Annotated in this window: 13 protein-coding genes; 8 read left to right on the top strand and 5 right to left on the bottom strand. The window is 52.0% G+C overall.

Annotation, left to right across the window (positions count from 1 at the left end):
- The first annotated feature begins 49 nt into the window (after positions 1–49).
- A complete protein-coding gene (locus tag JWG43_RS05010; RefSeq protein WP_205241722.1) occupies positions 50–994 on the top strand; it encodes a DnaJ C-terminal domain-containing protein in 945 nt (314 codons plus the stop codon).
- Positions 995–1,104: 110 nt separating this feature from the next.
- Here JWG43_RS05010 and JWG43_RS05015 read toward each other — a convergent pair whose 3' ends face one another.
- The 4 genes from JWG43_RS05015 to JWG43_RS05030 form a co-directional block, all read right to left on the bottom strand.
- Entirely contained in the window at positions 1,105–1,452 is a 348-nt protein-coding gene (locus tag JWG43_RS05015) for a hypothetical protein (RefSeq protein ID WP_205241723.1), read from the bottom strand.
- 12 nt (positions 1,453–1,464) lie between these two features.
- Positions 1,465–1,743: a hypothetical protein gene (locus JWG43_RS05020; RefSeq protein ID WP_205241724.1), complete on the bottom strand. Its 279-nt coding sequence runs from the start codon at positions 1,741–1,743 to the stop codon at positions 1,465–1,467.
- A 482-nt stretch (positions 1,744–2,225) separates the two neighbouring features.
- Positions 2,226–2,756: a 3-isopropylmalate dehydratase small subunit gene (locus JWG43_RS05025; RefSeq protein WP_205241725.1), complete on the bottom strand. Its 531-nt coding sequence runs from the start codon at positions 2,754–2,756 to the stop codon at positions 2,226–2,228.
- A gap of 27 nt (positions 2,757–2,783) precedes the next feature.
- A complete protein-coding gene (locus JWG43_RS05030; protein WP_205241726.1) occupies positions 2,784–4,070 on the bottom strand; it encodes a 3-isopropylmalate dehydratase large subunit in 1,287 nt (428 codons plus the stop codon).
- Positions 4,071–4,490: 420 nt separating this feature from the next.
- Here JWG43_RS05030 and JWG43_RS05035 point away from each other — a divergent pair, with 420 nt between their 5' ends.
- The 7 genes from JWG43_RS05035 (at position 4,491) to JWG43_RS05065 (ending at position 15,140) form a co-directional block, all read left to right on the top strand.
- Positions 4,491–6,335, top strand: coding sequence for an extracellular solute-binding protein (locus tag JWG43_RS05035; RefSeq protein ID WP_205241727.1), 1,845 nt, complete (start codon positions 4,491–4,493; stop codon positions 6,333–6,335).
- 282 nt (positions 6,336–6,617) lie between these two features.
- The gene (locus JWG43_RS05040) at positions 6,618–7,589 is read left to right on the top strand and encodes a hypothetical protein (RefSeq protein WP_205241728.1); all 972 of its coding nucleotides are present in this window, start codon (positions 6,618–6,620) and stop codon (positions 7,587–7,589) included.
- 1,391 nt (positions 7,590–8,980) lie between these two features.
- Positions 8,981–10,138 (top strand): ADP-forming succinate--CoA ligase subunit beta, encoded by a 1,158-nt coding sequence (gene sucC / locus JWG43_RS05045; RefSeq protein WP_205241729.1) that lies wholly within the window; start codon positions 8,981–8,983, stop codon positions 10,136–10,138.
- 177 nt (positions 10,139–10,315) lie between these two features.
- Positions 10,316–11,194, top strand: coding sequence for a succinate--CoA ligase subunit alpha (gene sucD, locus JWG43_RS05050; RefSeq protein ID WP_205241730.1), 879 nt, complete (start codon positions 10,316–10,318; stop codon positions 11,192–11,194).
- Positions 11,195–11,295: 101 nt separating this feature from the next.
- Positions 11,296–12,846 carry an acyl-CoA carboxylase subunit beta gene (locus JWG43_RS05055; RefSeq protein WP_205241731.1) on the top strand — a complete coding sequence of 517 codons (1,551 nt, stop codon included), beginning with the start codon at positions 11,296–11,298 and terminating at the stop codon, positions 12,844–12,846.
- Positions 12,847–12,907: 61 nt separating this feature from the next.
- Positions 12,908–13,102 carry a hypothetical protein gene (locus tag JWG43_RS05060; RefSeq protein ID WP_205241732.1) on the top strand — a complete coding sequence of 65 codons (195 nt, stop codon included), beginning with the start codon at positions 12,908–12,910 and terminating at the stop codon, positions 13,100–13,102.
- 55 nt (positions 13,103–13,157) lie between these two features.
- Positions 13,158–15,140 carry a pyruvate carboxylase subunit B gene (locus tag JWG43_RS05065; protein ID WP_205241733.1) on the top strand — a complete coding sequence of 661 codons (1,983 nt, stop codon included), beginning with the start codon at positions 13,158–13,160 and terminating at the stop codon, positions 15,138–15,140.
- A 94-nt stretch (positions 15,141–15,234) separates the two neighbouring features.
- Here the strand turns inward: JWG43_RS05065 and JWG43_RS05070 are convergent, their stop codons facing one another.
- Entirely contained in the window at positions 15,235–16,155 is a 921-nt protein-coding gene (locus JWG43_RS05070; RefSeq protein ID WP_205241734.1) for an HpcH/HpaI aldolase/citrate lyase family protein, read from the bottom strand.
- Positions 16,156–16,164 lie beyond the last annotated feature (9 nt).

A 16,164-nucleotide genomic window follows, 5' to 3' on the forward strand; every position in this document is an offset into this window, starting at 1 on the left:
CAACGAACCTTGATCACATTGACATCTTTTTTGCGTAGATAATAATACTATGGAGTACTACCAGATCCTCGGCGTCGGCAAAAACGCGTCTGCCGATGAAATCAAAAAAGCCTATCGTAAACTGGCTCTCAAGTATCATCCGGATAAAAACCAGGGCGACAAGGACGCTGAAGAAAAGTTCAAAGAGATCAGTGAAGCCTACGCTGTCCTGTCGGATCCTGAAAAAAAGAGGCAGTATGATCGATATGGGGCGGCTGGTTTCCGGCAGCGTTTTACCCAGGAAGATATATTCCGTAATTTCGACCTGAATGATATTCTCCGCCAGTTTGGGTTTGGCGGCGGTTTCCGGAGCACCGGCGGGTTTCAGCAGGGCGGTTTTCGCGCAACAGGGCCGTCCCCTTTTGCCAGTTTTTTCAGCAACGCAGGGGCACGGGGCGGTTGCGGCAGCGGTGGGTGCGGGCCGCAGCCAAGCAAGGGCAAGGATCTTACCTATGAGATGACCATCACCCTGGAAGAAGTTCTGCACGGAGCTGAAAAGACGATCACTCTACGCCAGAACGGGCAGAACGAGAATGTTTCGGTTCGTATACCCAAGGGGATTGAGGACGGTAAACGACTCCGGCTGTCCGGCAAAGGGGCGTCATCCTCTTCGGGTGGCTCGCCGGGTGACCTCTATCTCAAGGTACATGTGGCCGAGCATCCTCTTTTTCAGCGGGTTGAAGACGATCTGGTTCTGGAGCACCGAATCCCTTTCAGTGAAGCCTGCCTTGGCGTTACCATCGAGGTAACCACTCTGGATGGCAAGAAATTCAATGTCAAGGTTCCGCCCGGGGTGCAGCAGGAAGCCAAACTTCGAATCAAGGGGCATGGCCTGCCCGCCGGGCCCATGGGGCAGCGTGGCGATTTGTTGGTGAAGATTGCAGTGCGGATTCCGAAGACCCTGACCCCGGAGCAGGAGGAAGTAGTGAAATCACTGGCGGCCGTTTCCCTTTGAAATCGGGAAACGGCCGCATGAGTGCAGGTCGGCGTGGTGATGTCAGGATATTGGCAACAGCGACCTCTCTTTGGGTACGTAGTATTTCCTGATCCCCTGTTCAGGGAGCATCAGCAGCCTTCCAGGGCCCTTCTCGGCCGAGTGGGCCGTCGCTCTTCTTCTGTATCCGTCTCGGTAGGCTCGACGGTCACATCGGGAACCGTTTCTTCCTGTTCTTGTACAGTCTCCATTTCTTCCTCGGGTGTCGTCTGCACTTCGACTTCTTCACCCGGGTAGCCTACCTTCTCAGGTTGCTGGTCAAGGGGAAGAGTGATTTCCGGCTCTACCTGCTCGATGACGGTTTCAGCGGGTGCCTCCTGAACGGGCGCCTCTGTATCCTCCGAGGAACATCCCAGAAGGAAAAGCGAACAAAAGGCTATGGCCAAGAGAGGGGCTAGCATTTTTTGTACCATCTGCATACCTCAACCTCCTTACGAGTCCGTCTCTGCGGCTTCGACGGTCTCATCGGAAACGGTTTCTTCCTGTTCTTCCCCTGTCTCCATCTCCTCTTCGGGTGTGGTATGTACTTCGTCTTCTTCACCCGGTTGCTGGTCAAGGGGAAGAGTGATTTCCGGCTCTACCTGCTCAATGACGGTTTCAGCGGGTGCCTCCTGAACGGTCGCCTCTTCCTCCGAGGAACATCCGAGAAGGAAAAGTGAACAAAAGGCAATGGCACAGAGAAGAGCTGTCAGTTTTTGTACAGTCTGCATGGGGGCAATCTCCTTACATTAGGGTTATTTGGTGCCGATACAGGAATGGATATCATTCCTGAGATTCTGCTGCGCTGGTTCATTCAATCCAGGGAATTTCATGGACATTTGTATTGTCCTGATTCTGTGACGGCTGGACATTTGTTTTGGAGATATCTTGCTGTTATCAGGGTATAATTGTCGCGGAATTTTTGATAATAACCTTCACCAGCCGCCCTTCGGGGGCATCCGTCCGCACGCCATCCTCATTGTCCCTGACCGTCCGATAAAGTCTCTTTTAAACGAACGGTCGCAGACAATAAAGCTGACGCAAGGACGAACACTCACGGATACAGGTATTGTGAGAGTCTCCGGCGCCTCTCGATTCAGAAGAAAAAAAAGATCTTGTTTCCAGATGGACATCAGCCGAAAGTCTGGTAAAAAATACGGCCTGAACTATCGTACTTGTAGTACAGAATCGGGTTGTGGTCACCCCTAAAAGGTTAATAATGGGCATCCGCATAGGTCAGCCAGCCCCCGGCCTTGATCAGTTTTTTATCAAAGGGATTAAGGGTGAAGGAGCACTGCGTGGTATCACCGGCACTGCTGGTTGCTGTCAGTTGTTCCTTGTCCAGGTCCACTGTGAGCGTAACCTTGCCCTGAAGGGCAAAAAGACGATCCAGCTCTTCCGACGGTAACTCGACGGCAAGGATGCCACAGTTAAACATGTTCTGACGAAAGATGCGGGCAAAGCTTTGACCGACGACCATGTTGATCTCGTTGACTTCAAGAGCCCAGACGGCGTGTTCGCGGGAGGAGCCGCACCCGAAATTTGAGCGGGTGATCAGCACCCTGGCGTCCTGCATTTCAGGAGAATGGGGATCGAACTGACCTTCTTCCAGGTGCAGATCCTCAAGAAGGTGGGGTTGCAGGGCTTTCTTGGTGATTTCAGTCAGATATTTGGCTGGAATGATTTCGTCGGTATTGATGTCGTTTCTGTCGATAAAGGCCGCGGGGCCTCCAAACTCTTTCATATCTTCTCCTTGTCCAGGCGGGGAGTCTCAGTTGAGAAAACGGCGGGGATCGGTAATGACGCCGGTTATGGCTGCAGCGGCAGCACTGGCGGGACTCATCAAGTGAACCATGCCCCCCTTGCCCATACGACCGTTGAAATTACGGTTCGTGGTTGAAGCACAGACTTCGCCATCGGCCAGTACTCCACTGCTCATACCGAGGCAGGCCCCGCAGGTGGGGTTGAGGACGCAAAAGCCGCTCTCCATGAAAATTTTTATCAACCCTTCCTCGAGTGCCTGGGAGTAAACGGCCGGGGTAGCCGGCACCAGAATGCCCCGCACCGATTCGGCCACGCTCTGATTGCGGAGAATCATGGCAGCCTCACGGATATCCTCGATACGACCGTTTGTGCAGGAACCGATGTAGACCTGATCTATTTTCGCTCCTTCCAACTCCTGTATATCCTTGACGTTGTCCGGCTTGTATCCATAGGTGACCTGGGGGGCGAGTGTGGTGACATCTAGGGTTACGACTTGCTCGTACCGGGCGTCTTCGTCGGAGCGCCAGCGCGAGAAAGCCTCGGCAGCCTGCTCCACGCTTTCGTATTCATCCTGGATGAAGGGCCAGAGGTATCGGGCGGTAACTATATCCGGCTGGCAGACACCCGAGGTGGCTCCTGCCTCGACGGCCATGTTGCACAGAGTCATGCGCGAAGACATGTTCATTGCCTCGACAACCGGTCCGGTGAATTCAATGACCATGTCCGTGCCCCCGCTCACGGTGAGTTTCTTGATGATGGCCAGGATGATATCCTTGGCGACGACCCCCTTGGGCAGGGTACCGGTTACTTCGATTTTCAATGAGCGTGGGACCCGAAATGCACAGACTCCCTTGAGAATACCTACCTCAAGGTCGGTGGTGCCGACCCCGGCTGCAAAGGCACCAAAAGCACCATGGGTGCATGTGTGCGAATCGCCCATGATGACGGTATTTCCGGGGCGGATAAAACCTTTTTCAGGAAAAAGGGCGTGACAGACCCCATTACGACCGATATCAAAGAAGTCTTTTATGTTGTGCCGTCGGGCCCAATCACGCATGATTTTGGCCTGGGTGGCCGTTTTGGAATCCTTGGGCGGGGTGACGTGATCGATGACCGCTTTGATCCGTGAAGGGTTGCATACCCGGTCCATCCCCTTTTCCACAAGATCCATGATGGCAATGGGTGTGGTGATCTCGTGGCACATGATGACATCGATATCGAGCACCATGTTTTCCGGTGTCGGTGTGTCCCGCAGGTGCGCGGCAAAAATTTTTTCAGTGATGGTCTGTCCCATTACACAACTCCAGAAAGGGGGAAAAAGGGGAAAAAAACAGGTAAAGCGAAGATGAAACTACCAACAAAGTTATTGTAATTAGATTATTTACCCGGTAGGGGAATGTTCGTCAATTTTTTTCCAGCCGCGATTATCAACAGGAGAGCAGGGATATCGCTTGTATATTGTCGGCTTGATTGCGTATACTATGTTCGCAGCGGCAGTCCGAAACGAGATCCTGAATTCGTCAGCATTCAGCCGTCGCAGGTATGATGTTATCAAGGCTTTTGTGTTTTGGCGGTTACAGGCAGTCCGGTTTCATCCAGACGAGACCGTTCGTCGCAGACGCTCTGTGCCGATCTCATCGCCGCCGTGCAAGGATGGAGTGTCTGGAATTGCGTACGGTGGCTGTTGTACGGAATATTTGAAGGAGGGACGTAGATGCGAATTCCACTGGCCCCACTGCTTTCAGGGGCTTGCAGCCCAATATTTACCGGAGCGCTTTTTTTCTTTTTTATTTTCCTCTGCTGCCTGCTGCCGACCCGATCCATGGCCGCCCATGGCGTCAGTATCGACGGCAATTTGAAATATCCCGAAGACTTTTCTCGTTTTGCCTATACTTCTGACAAGGCTGTCAGGGGCGGTACACTCATTCTCCATGATCTTGGCAGCTTCGAAAAAATGAATCCCTTCACGCTCAGAGGTTCAGCGCCTCGGGGGTTAGGATCATATGTCTTTGAAACTCTCGCGGTTCCCAGTCTGGACGAACCTTTCGCCTACTATGGCCTGATCGCTGAAGAGATCAATCTCGCCGAGGACAGAAAATCAGTCACCTATACCATCAATCCCCGGGCCAGATTTTCCGATGGTAGACCGGTTACCGCCGAAGATGTCAAATTTTCTCTGGAAATTTTAAAAAGTGACCAGGCGCATCCTTTTTATCAAATGTATTTTCGTGATATCGAGGGAGCCGATGTGCTTGATGACCTGACAATTCGATTTCGTTTTGCCCGAGAGAACAGGGAACTGCATATAATCGCAGGCCAGTTGCCGGTTCTCAGTAAAACGTTTTATACACAGTACGATTTTAATCCGTCCGAGGGTGGCGACGCCATGGTTATTCCCGTGGGGTCCGGACCGTATGTGGTTGCCGAAGTCCTTCCCGGCCGATCGATCACCTACAGGAAAAACCCTGAATACTGGGCTGTTGATCATCCGACTCGCCGAGGTATGTTCAATTTTGAACGAATTATGGTCAAATATTTCCGGGATCCGGTGGTCAGTGTCGAGGCATTCAAGGCAGGAGAATTTGATTTTCTCGCGGTCAATGTGGCCAAACAATGGGAACGGGATTTGAGTGGGAGGCATTTTGATTCCGGTCAGTTGATAAAAAAGACGTTTCCCCATCGTAATAATGCCGGAATGCAGGGTTTTGTCTTCAATACCAGAAAACCTTTTTTTGAAGACAGGCAGGTGCGAAAGGCCCTTGGATTGGCTTTTGATTTCGAATGGACCAACCGGACCCTGTTTTTTTCCGCGTACGTACGCAACGATTCCTTTTTTTCCAATTCAATATACGCTGCACAAGGATTGCCTGATGCTGCTGAGCTCACTCTGCTTGAGCCATTCAGGTCTGATTTGCCTGATGAGGTCTTCACTCAGCCGCTCATACCGCCGACCACCGATCCCCCCGGCAGCCTGCGCACCAACCTGCAACAGGCGAGAGATCTTCTCGAAAAGGCTGGCTGGACCATTCGTGACGGGGTTCTTGTCAATGCCCAGGGCGAACGGTTTCGTTTTGACATTCTTCTCGCCGGGCCGACTTTCGAGCGGGTGATTGCGCCCTACGTCGCGAATCTAAAAAGACTTGGTATTGCAGTCGACTACAGAACGATCGATCCAGCGCTCTATGCCGACCGAATCAAGGATTTTGATTTTGACATGGTGGTCACGGTGTTTGGCCAGTCCCAATCACCTGGCAACGAACAGCGTGACTACTGGACATCCATGGCGGCAGACCGGCAAGGTTCAAGGAATCTTGCCGGGATCGCCGATCCAGCAGTGGATGCCCTGGTCGATGCTATTGTCTATGCTGAAACCCAAGAAGAGTTGGTCACAGCATGCCGGGCGCTGGACAGGGTTTTGTGGCATGGGTACTATGTTGTGCCGAATTGGTATCTCGCTGAACATCGGTTGGCCTATGCCGCTCGATTGCGGCATCCTGACACACTGCCACTGTATTATCACCATGAGCAATGGCTTGATACCTGGTGGCAAGAGGATTGAAGACCAGGTACGCTCGAATGAACTTCAGCCTGGATCCATGAGACGTTCGTTCGTGCGCCTCGAAGGGTGGCTGGTGAAGGTTATCCCCAAGGGTTCTTTTGTGATTATATAATGATTACAGTACAATATCTCCAAGGCAAGATCCAGCCGTCACAGATTCAAGGTTCAGGTGACCGGCAGGGATATGAGAATCCCATGGAGCAGAACACACCAACACAGACTTGGGCGATCGTTTCGCCCGGTCGAATTATCTGCCTCTGAATTTCTCGTCATTTGCCCCATATGAGTACCACTACCGAAAAGAGCAGCAAAGAACACCAGTGGGTCTATCTCACCGGCAAGGAAATCTATCAGTTTTTCAGTCGGGTCAAGGGTCGGCTGCAAGGTATACAAGTATTTGCATTGGTTGGAAAAAGTGGCACTGGCAAGAGTTTTCGCGCCAAACTCCTGGCTGAGAAAATCGAGGTACCCTACATCATCGATGACGGTCTCTTGATTCATGACACCACCATTTTGGCGGGGAAAAGCGCCAAGCAGGAAAAGAATTACATCTCCGCCATCAAGACCGCTCTCTTCACCGATCCTGTCCATCGGCAGAGCGTCATCCAGACGATACAGGAAAAAAAAATCAAAAAAATACTGATTCTGGGAACATCGGAGAAGATGGTGATCAGGCTGGCCGAGGCTCTCGAATTGCCTCCCATCAGTCAGATGATCACCATCGAAGAAATTGCCAGTCAAAAGGATATCGAAAACGCCATCAAATCCAGGTTTGAAGAGGGAAAACATGTGATCCCCGTGCCAACCATAGAGGTGAAGCGGGATTATGCTCAGATCCTTTCCGATTCCATCCGGATTTTTTTTAAGGGGGGCAAAAGTACGGTAGGCGTCAGCAAGTCGCGATTTTTTGAAAAATCGGTGGTGCAGCCAAATTATCATGAAAAGGGAACCAGCGGAACCGTATCGATCTCAGAAGCCGCATTGACCCAGATGATTCTTCATTGCATCGATGAATACGACAGCGAGATTCTGGTCCGAAAAGTCAAAGTCAAGATGGGCAGGGGGAGGTACGGAATAGATCTGTACATCGATGTACCCTTCGGCAAGACCCTGGCCGGAGATCTGCATGAGTTGCGCGCCTATATTCAAAAAAATATCCAGAGGTACACTGGAATCATGCTGGACACCCTTGAGATATCCGTGGATAATATTTCCCGAAGAAAAAAAACATCTGCAAAAAACCAATCAGGGTAGTGCTCTCTGCCCTGAACTTCAAGGCCCGCTACGATGTTTCGCTTCCTGTTACTCGGCACCGTGTTAGTCCCTGTGCCCTGAATCCGTGACGGCTGGACGCTTGCTTTGGATATATCTTGCTGTCATCGGCCGATAAATGTCGCGGAATTTTGATGATAACCTTTACCATCAGTCCTTCGGGGCGTCCGTCCGCACGCCATTTTCATTGCCCGTAGCCGTCCGATGAAGTGTACTTTATTCGAACGGCCACAGACAATAAAGCTGACGCCCAGGCGAGCGCTCACCGATCCAGTTCTGAATGTGTCCAGCGCGGGCTTGTTGTCCTGCAGTGGATCACACTCTTTTGTGATACCCGTTCATAGGCAGCCTGGCTTGTGCAAGCGCTACTGACCGCCATGGCCGCATCTATGCGGGCAGTCGTGTCCGCGCGGAGTTGGGATGCCTGTGACCGCTTTTCCTTGAACTCGTGTTGGTAAACCTTTCGTTCAATGCATGTATGAAGCGTCCACCAGCCGAAGGTACACTTCTATTTTCACATAAAAACAGCAATGCTCTTGCAATTTTTGCAGGTAGTCAAGGATATCCGGTCACCCGCCCGGGACAAGTGTTGGCTTTTTGCAATTATCGCTTGACTCCTGGCAAAGTGTCTTGTTATAAGTCCTGAGTTTTGAGTGGTTTTTTCGGAAATGGCTGTGGTGCATGTCGTTGTCGGAATGGTTTCAGGGCGTTTTTGCAGGGTCTCTAGAGCGTATCTTGGCAGTTCATGTTGAGCCTGAGGTGCGAAATTACCCCCAATGCGTTTCCTTGTCCTCTGCCGGATCTTCTCTCGACCGGAATTCTGAAGGACGACTTCCCACCACGCTCTTTGCCAGGATGTCCACCCCCTCCGATATAATTGCGACTGGCGATTCTGCTGGTTGTTCAGGGGAGACAACGGCTGTAGAGGGAAAAGCAGAAGTCTATGTATGAAGCACGTGGTGCAGACATACGACAAATGGGTGGTTGCCCTTCCTTGCAGGCCGATTCGCCTGTGCCTGCTCAACCTGCATCCATTTCGGAAAACCAAACACTTGTCATTATATATCTGAATAACTTGACTCGTACGTTGCTGGTTTGTTATAGGACCACCATATTTTAAACTTTTTTGGCGTAGAAGGCGACGGATTTGCCCGGGGACAGGCCGACTGGTACATATAAGGGCTCTGGAGCACGGACCGGAACGGAATTGGTTCGTGAATTTACCTTAACTGGTTGCTGTAAACTCGAAATTAAATGACTGTCAACTGAAACGCCGCAGTTTGTGATGTCAACAGGGACTTATGTAACATTTTTATTTCTCTGGGGAACTCGCCTGGCCCAGTCAGTCGGGTTCACCGCAAAAGGATGCGTCTATGAAAATTCATGAGTATCAGGCCAAGGAATTATTTCGAAAGTACAATGTACCTACTCCCAAGGGAAAACTTGCCTACACCACCGCGGAAGTAGAAAAGATTGCAGATGAATTCGGCCTGCCGGTCGTTGTCAAGGCTCAGGTTCATGCTGGTGGTCGCGGCAAGGGCGGTGGAGTGAAACTTGCCAAAACCAAGGACGACGTCAAAACAGTCGCTGACTCCATCGTCGGGATGACGCTAGTCACCAAGCAAACCGGAGCACAAGGCAAGAAAGTGAACAAGGTGCTTGTGGAAGAAGGGCTCAATATCAAAAAGGAGCTTTATCTGTCCATCATCCCTGACCGTGAGACCGCAACAATCGCCATTGTCTGCAGCCAGGATGGCGGCATGGACATCGAAGAGGTGGCCGAAAAAACTCCTGAGCGCATTGTCACCGTCCATGTCAGTCCTATTACCGGCATTCAGGCTTTCCACCTGCGCAAAGTGTGTTTCGGGCTGGAAATTGAAAAAGAACTGCAAAAACAGATGTCTGCTGTAGTCAAGAACCTCTATAATCTCTTTGTTGATTACGACTGCTCCATGCTCGAGATCAACCCACTGATCATAACCGCAGAGGGGAATATCCTCGCCCTCGACGCCAAGATCGACATTGACTCCAATGCCATGTTCCGTCACCCGGATGCCAAGGAAATGCATGATCCGGACGAGGACGATCCCGTCGAAGCCGAAGCCGCAAAATTTGGCTTGAATTACATCAATCTGGACGGCAATGTCGGCAACATCGTCAATGGCGCCGGATTGGCCATGGCAACCATGGATATCGTTAAAATGGCTGGCGCCTCACCCGCCAACTTTCTCGATGTCGGCGGTGGAGCCAATGCAGAGGCCATCGAGAATGGATTTCGGCTCATCATGAAGGATCCAGCGGTCAAGGGCATCCTCATCAACGTTTTTGGTGGTATTCTCCGGTGCGATATTCTTGCCCAGGGTGTTGTTCAAGCAGCCACAAAACTAAAATTGTCCGTTCCGGTTGTTGTCCGCATGGAAGGCACCAATGTAGAAGAAGGGCGGAAGATTCTCGCCGAATCCGGGCTTGACCTGGTCAATGCCACAGATCTCGCTGATGCGGCGGAAAAGGTTGCCAAGATTGTTTCCTGATGCACTTCCACGTTGCGACAGCAGCGGTCAATGGGTCTCCTGGAAGTGAAGCAGCAGTTATGAGACAGCGCCAGCAAATTCTTCCATCCCTCAAAACAGTGGATCTGTCGTTTAAGGCCCTGTTTTGAGGTGAATCAAGTTGCAGAGGCTTTTAAATACTACTCATAGAGGACTACAATGAGCGTCTTAGTTAATAAAGAAACCCGTTTACTTGTACAAGGTATCACCGGTCAGGAAGGGCAGTTTCACACCCGTTCCTGCATCGCTTACGGCACCAATGTGGTCGCCGGCGTCACCCCGGGAAAGGGTGGGCAGAAAATGGATGCGGTGCCGATATTCAACACCGTGCAAGAGGCCCGGGACAAAACCGGAGCCAATGCATCCATGATCCTGGTACCGCCACCCTTTGCCGCGGACGCCATCATGGAGGCCGCCGATGCCGGCATCGAGGTCGTCGTCTGCATTACTGAAGGCGTACCAGTCATTGATATGATGCGGGTCAAGAACTACCTGGCCACCAAAGTCACCCGCCTCATCGGACCTAACTGCCCTGGTATCATCACCCCAGGTGAATGCAAGATTGGTATTATGCCTGGACCGATGCACAAACCTGGTGGACCATGGGGTGTTGTATCCCGCTCCGGAACACTCACCTATGAAGCTGTCCACCAGCTGACCCAGGCAGGTTTTGGCCAGACCACCTGTATCGGTATCGGCGGTGACCCTGTCAATGGGACCAACTTCATCGATTGCCTGGAACTGTTCAACGCTGACCCCGAAACCAAGGCTGTGGTCATGATCGGAGAAATCGGCGGTAATGCCGAAGAGGATGCCTGCGAGTGGATCAAGGCCAACATGTCCCACAAGCCGGTTGTCGGTTTTATTGCCGGTTTGACTGCCCCTCCGGGGCGTCGCATGGGCCATGCCGGCGCCATTGTCAGTGGGGGCAAGGGGACAGCCGAAGCCAAAATCGCTGCCATGAAGGCCAGTGGCGTGCATCACTGTGAAAACCTTGGTAAAATGGGCGAGCTGTGCAAGCAGGTATATAAAGGATGAACAGTCAGTGAAAACACATGCCGGCTGTACAACAGCCGGCATGTTCACGGCTTTCATAATCGGGCACGGAATTTTAAAGAATTCTGCAGCAAGGAGACAGCATGAGCACTAAGGAAAAATTAGAGCAGTTGAAAAAGAAAAGGGCCCAGGCCCTGTTGGGCGGTGGCCAGGACAAGATTGACAAGATCCATGCAAAAGGAAAATTAACCGCCCGTGAACGGATCCAAGCCCTTCTCGATCCCGGGAGCTTTGAAGAGTATGATGCCTTTAAACTCCATCGCTGCTACAATTTCGGCATGGAAAAAATCAAATTCCTGGGCGATGGTATCGTCACCGGTTATGGCAAAATCAATGGCCGCGGTGTCTATATTTACGCGCAGGATTTTTCGGTACTGGCCGGTTCCCTGTCCGGAACTCTGGCTGAAAAAATCTGTAAAGTCATGGACCTGGGCATGAAAAACGGCTTGCCGGTGATCGGGCTCAATGACTCCGGTGGTGCTCGTATTCAGGAAGGAATTGAAGCTCTGGCCGGGTACACCGAAATCTTCACCCGCAACGTTCTCTCCTCTGGTGTTGTTCCGCAGATCTCCGGTATTTTCGGCCCCTGTGCCGGTGGTGCTGTCTATTCCCCGGCCCTGACCGACTTCATTGTCATGGTCAAGATCCAATCCTACATGTTTTTAACCGGGCCAAAGGTCGTCAAGACGGTGTGTCATGAAGACGTCACCACCGAGACGCTTGGTGGCGCGGTCATGCACACCACCAAGAGCGGTGTCACCGATTATGCCGCCGAAGACGAGTACGATGCCATTCAGTACATCAAGGATCTCCTCTCGTACTTCCCACAAAACAATCTGGAAGATCCACCGGATGCTCCTTGTGACGACCCCATCACCAGAAAGTCCGCCCTGCTCAACGATATAATTCCGGACAATCCCAATGCCGCCTATGACATGAAGAAGGTCATTACCGAGACTGTGGATAATGGGATATTCCTCGAGGTCAAAAAGAATTTTGCCCCGAACATCATTGTTGGTTTTGCCCGCTACGGTGGCAAATCCGTGGGTATTGTCGCTAATCAGCCGTCCTACTATGCCGGTGTTCTCGATATCGACTCCTCGATCAAAGGCGCTCGCTTTGTCCGCTTCTGCGATTGTTTCAATATCCCCATCATCACCTTTGTCGATGTCCCCGGCTTCCTGCCCGGAACCAATCAGGAATTTGGCGGAGTTATCCGCAACGGAGCCAAAATGCTCTTTGCCTACGCTGAATCAACTGTTCCGAAGGTCACCGTTATTACCCGGAAGGCGTACGGTGGGGCCTACTGCGTTATGTCATCCAAGCATTTGCGCACCGATATGAACTATTCCTGGCCCACCGGTGAAATCGCGGTTATGGGTTCGAAGGGAGCGGTTGAGGTCCTCTATGCCAAGGGCGCGAAAGCTTCGGACGATCCCAAAGCCTTTCTGGTGGAAAAGGAGAACGAGTACAACGAAAACTTTTCCAACCCATATTGTGCTGCTGAGCGGGGGTACATTGACGATGTCATTGAACCGGCGGAAACCCGCTTCCGCATTATCAATGCGCTGGAATCCATTTCTGGTAAACGTGACAGCATCCCAATGAAAAAACACGGTAATATTCCGCTGTAAGCACTCCCATGCAATGGCAAGGCCGATAAGATGCCGGGCCAAAAACTCAGAGGATGACAGAATGGCAAATGTAAATAAAAAAGTGACGGCAGCAATTGCCGCTGTCAATGCCTATATGATGCAGGAAGAAGAGGCAGCCTATCAGGCACAACTGGCTGCCGCCAGGTCTGCGCAGACTGGTCCCAATCCATGGGCAATTGCCGGCCGTCAGGATATAATGCATTTCCGCAGGCTGATTCAGATAAAAGCCTTCTGATGGCTTTTGCGACAAATTGACGTTCAACGATAACGTACAACAGGAGAAATTGACAATGAGCGACCAAGTGAAAATGACCGCCATGAATTATGATGCTGACCGGCCTGCCGCAGAAAATCCGGTTAAGGTTATGGATCTGAGCTTTCGTGACGGCCACCAGTCTTTGTTTGCTACCCGCGGCCGTACCGAGGATATGATTCCGGTTGCGGAAATGATGGATGAAATCGGCTTCTGGGCCTTGGAGACCTGGGGTGGTGCCACCTTTGACACCATGCACCGTTTCCTCAATGAGGATCCGTGGGAGCGCCTCCGAACCCTCAAGCGCTATGTAAAGAAGACCCCCTTCTCCATGCTGCTCAGAGCCCAGAATCTGGTTGGATATCGGAACTACGCTGATGATCTTGCCACTGCCTTTGTTGAGCGAGCCGCAGAAAACGGCATGGATATTTTCCGAACCTTTGACGCCCTCAACGACTACCGCAATTTTGAAACCGTGGTCAAGCAGATCAAAAAGAGTGGCAAGCATTTCCAGGGCTGCATCTGCTATTCGCTGACCGAACCCCGCCTTGGTGGCGATGTGTACGACCTGAAGTACTACGTGGACAGAGCCAAGGCCCTCGATGACATGGGTGCCGACTCCATCTGCATCAAGGATATGGCCGGAATGATTGCTCCCTATGATGCCTATGCCATTGTTAAGGCGATCAAGGAAGTGACCAAGACACCTGTCCATCTGCACAGCCACTTCACCTCTGGTATGGCCCAGATGAGCCATCTCAAAGCCATCGAAGCCGGGGTCGATATCGTTGACACCTGCATGACTCCCTATGCGTTCCGCACCGCGCATCCTGCGATTGAGCCCTTGGTCATGGCTCTGCTCGGCACCAACAGGGATACCGGCTTTGATATCAAGAAGCTCGCCGAAATCAACGAGGTTCTTGAGAAAGAAGTCATGCCTAAATACAAGCATCTCATGGATGATTCCAAGTGCTCCATTATCGACATCAACGTTCTGCTCCATCAGACCCCGGGCGGCATGCTGTCCAACCTGGTGAACCAGTTGCGTGAAATGGATGCCCTCGATAAGATCGATCAGGTCTACAAGGAACTGCCCATAGTGCGTAAAGAGCTTGGCCAGATTCCGCTGGTCACCCCTACCAGCCAGATCGTCGGTATTCAGACCGTCAACAACGTGCTGTTCGATACCCCGGAAGAACGCTACAAGATGATCACCGCCCAGGTCAAAGACCTGTGCTATGGTCTCTACGGCAAAACCGCTGTACCGATCGACCCTGAAGTTCAGAAGAAGGCGCTGAAAGGCTATCCGCGCGGCGAAGAACCCATCACCTGCCGCCCTGCTGAAGTCCTCGAGCCGGAAATGGAAAAAGCCAAGCAAGAGATTGGAGATCTGGCCAAGGATATCGATGACCTGGTCATCTATGCCCTCTACCCGGTCACTGGCAAAAAATTCCTGGAGTGGAAGTACGGTGTGACCCCGGCGCCTCCGGAAGTCAAAGCACTCACCCTGGACGAAGTGAAAAAACGCGATGAACTGATCGCCAAAGCCAAGGCCGGCAAGCTGATTGAGCCGAAAGCCGCCACACCGGAGAAATCCGAAAACGTTCGCACGTTCAACGTCTTTGTTGATGGTGAATTCTTCAACGTTGAAGTCGACCCCATCGGCGATTTCCAGCCCATGGCCGCCGCTCCTCGTCCTGCCGCTGCGGCTGCCGCGCCTAAAGCTGCCCCGGCCGCTGCACCAAAAGCTGCGGCCCCGGCTGCTGCTCCCAAGGCCGCTGCCCCTGCTCCGGCAGTTGTTGAAGGTGGTACACCGCTTATGGCACCCATGCCCGGCATGATTATTAAAAATGTCGTCAATGTCGGTGACACCGTCAAGGTTGGCGATCCCGTCGTGATCCTGGAAGCCATGAAGATGGAAAACTCACTTGCCGCTCCGTGTGATGGAGAAGTCAAGGCTCTCAATTACGGTACCGGTGATTCCGTGCCCAAAGACGCCGTCCTTGCGGTTATCGGATAATTAATTTCTGGATTCATCAAAAATAAACAGGGGAGTGCCTGCTTCAGGCACTCCCCTGTTTGCTTCAGCGGCAGACAACGTGCCGATTTTTCTTTCACTCCTTGATCAACTGCAGGTGTCTTGCTTGTTCCCATAATTGGGTGGCCATGCGCACGGTTGCCTGGTCAACCATTCTCCCGTCCACCGCCACCGCACCTTTCCCTTCTTTTCTTGCCTGTTCGCTGGCAGCAAGTACTTTGGCCGCCAACGCAACATCCTCCTCTCTCGGAGTAAAGACTTCGTTGATGGTATCAACCTGCGATGGATGAATGGCCCATTTACCGTCACACCCCAGGGCACAGGCCATGACCGCTGATCGACGCAACCCTTCCGTGTCCTTGAAATTGCCATAGGGCGCGTCTATGGCAAGCCGGCCATGAGCCTTGGCGTGCATCACCATATTACTGATGGCAAAATGCCAGCGGTGCCCTGGGTATAGTTCTTCTTCCTTCTCGCCATGACCGGAAATGGACACCAATCTGGCGCCGATCGATGCTGAATAATCAGCAATGCCAAAAACGAGGCTGAGGCCCCTTGCACTTGCCGCGATAATTTCCGCTGCCCGCATTAAACCTTCGGCTGTTTCTATGGAGAGTTCAAGACCGAGGGGGCGACGGGCAGTGTTTGCCAGCTCGATACCGGAGAGCAGCCGGTCGGCAAAATACACATCACCTGGATGATTCACCTTGGGTATGACTATTGAGTCGATAATGTGCCCTGCTTTTTCAGCAACCTCAACGAGATCTCGATAAGCAAAAGGTGTATCCAGCGCATTGATGCGAACGGTCACGGTTTTCTGCGTCCAGTCGAGATCCAAGAGTGATGCAATGACCTGATCCCGCGCTGAATTTTTTTCCTCTAAGGGAACACTGTCTTCCAAATCGAGCATTATAACGTCGGCATTGCTGGTATTGGCTTTACCGTGCATCTTTGTCATATGCCCGGGAACGGATAAATTCGATCTTCGGGGTTTCATGGTACTGCC

The organism is Desulfobulbus alkaliphilus, assembly GCF_016918545.1.
Classification (GTDB): domain Bacteria; phylum Desulfobacterota; class Desulfobulbia; order Desulfobulbales; family Desulfobulbaceae; genus Desulfobulbus; species Desulfobulbus alkaliphilus.

Coding starts and splice junctions, on each gene's coding strand:
- sucC (WP_205241729.1), top strand. CDS start 8,981: ATGAAAATTCATGAGTATCAGGCCAAGGAATTATTTCGAAAGTACAAT.
- sucD (WP_205241730.1), top strand. CDS start 10,316: ATGAGCGTCTTAGTTAATAAAGAAACCCGTTTACTTGTACAAGGTATC.
- JWG43_RS05020 (WP_205241724.1), bottom strand. CDS start 1,743: ATGCAGACTGTACAAAAACTGACAGCTCTTCTCTGTGCCATTGCCTTT.
- JWG43_RS05065 (WP_205241733.1), top strand. CDS start 13,158: ATGAGCGACCAAGTGAAAATGACCGCCATGAATTATGATGCTGACCGG.
- JWG43_RS05055 (WP_205241731.1), top strand. CDS start 11,296: ATGAGCACTAAGGAAAAATTAGAGCAGTTGAAAAAGAAAAGGGCCCAG.
- JWG43_RS05060 (WP_205241732.1), top strand. CDS start 12,908: ATGGCAAATGTAAATAAAAAAGTGACGGCAGCAATTGCCGCTGTCAAT.
- JWG43_RS05025 (WP_205241725.1), bottom strand. CDS start 2,756: ATGAAAGAGTTTGGAGGCCCCGCGGCCTTTATCGACAGAAACGACATC.
- JWG43_RS05070 (WP_205241734.1), bottom strand. CDS start 16,155: ATGAAACCCCGAAGATCGAATTTATCCGTTCCCGGGCATATGACAAAG.
- JWG43_RS05015 (WP_205241723.1), bottom strand. CDS start 1,452: ATGCAGATGGTACAAAAAATGCTAGCCCCTCTCTTGGCCATAGCCTTT.
- JWG43_RS05040 (WP_205241728.1), top strand. CDS start 6,618: ATGAGTACCACTACCGAAAAGAGCAGCAAAGAACACCAGTGGGTCTAT.
- JWG43_RS05030 (WP_205241726.1), bottom strand. CDS start 4,070: ATGGGACAGACCATCACTGAAAAAATTTTTGCCGCGCACCTGCGGGAC.
- JWG43_RS05010 (WP_205241722.1), top strand. CDS start 50: ATGGAGTACTACCAGATCCTCGGCGTCGGCAAAAACGCGTCTGCCGAT.
- JWG43_RS05035 (WP_205241727.1), top strand. CDS start 4,491: ATGCGAATTCCACTGGCCCCACTGCTTTCAGGGGCTTGCAGCCCAATA.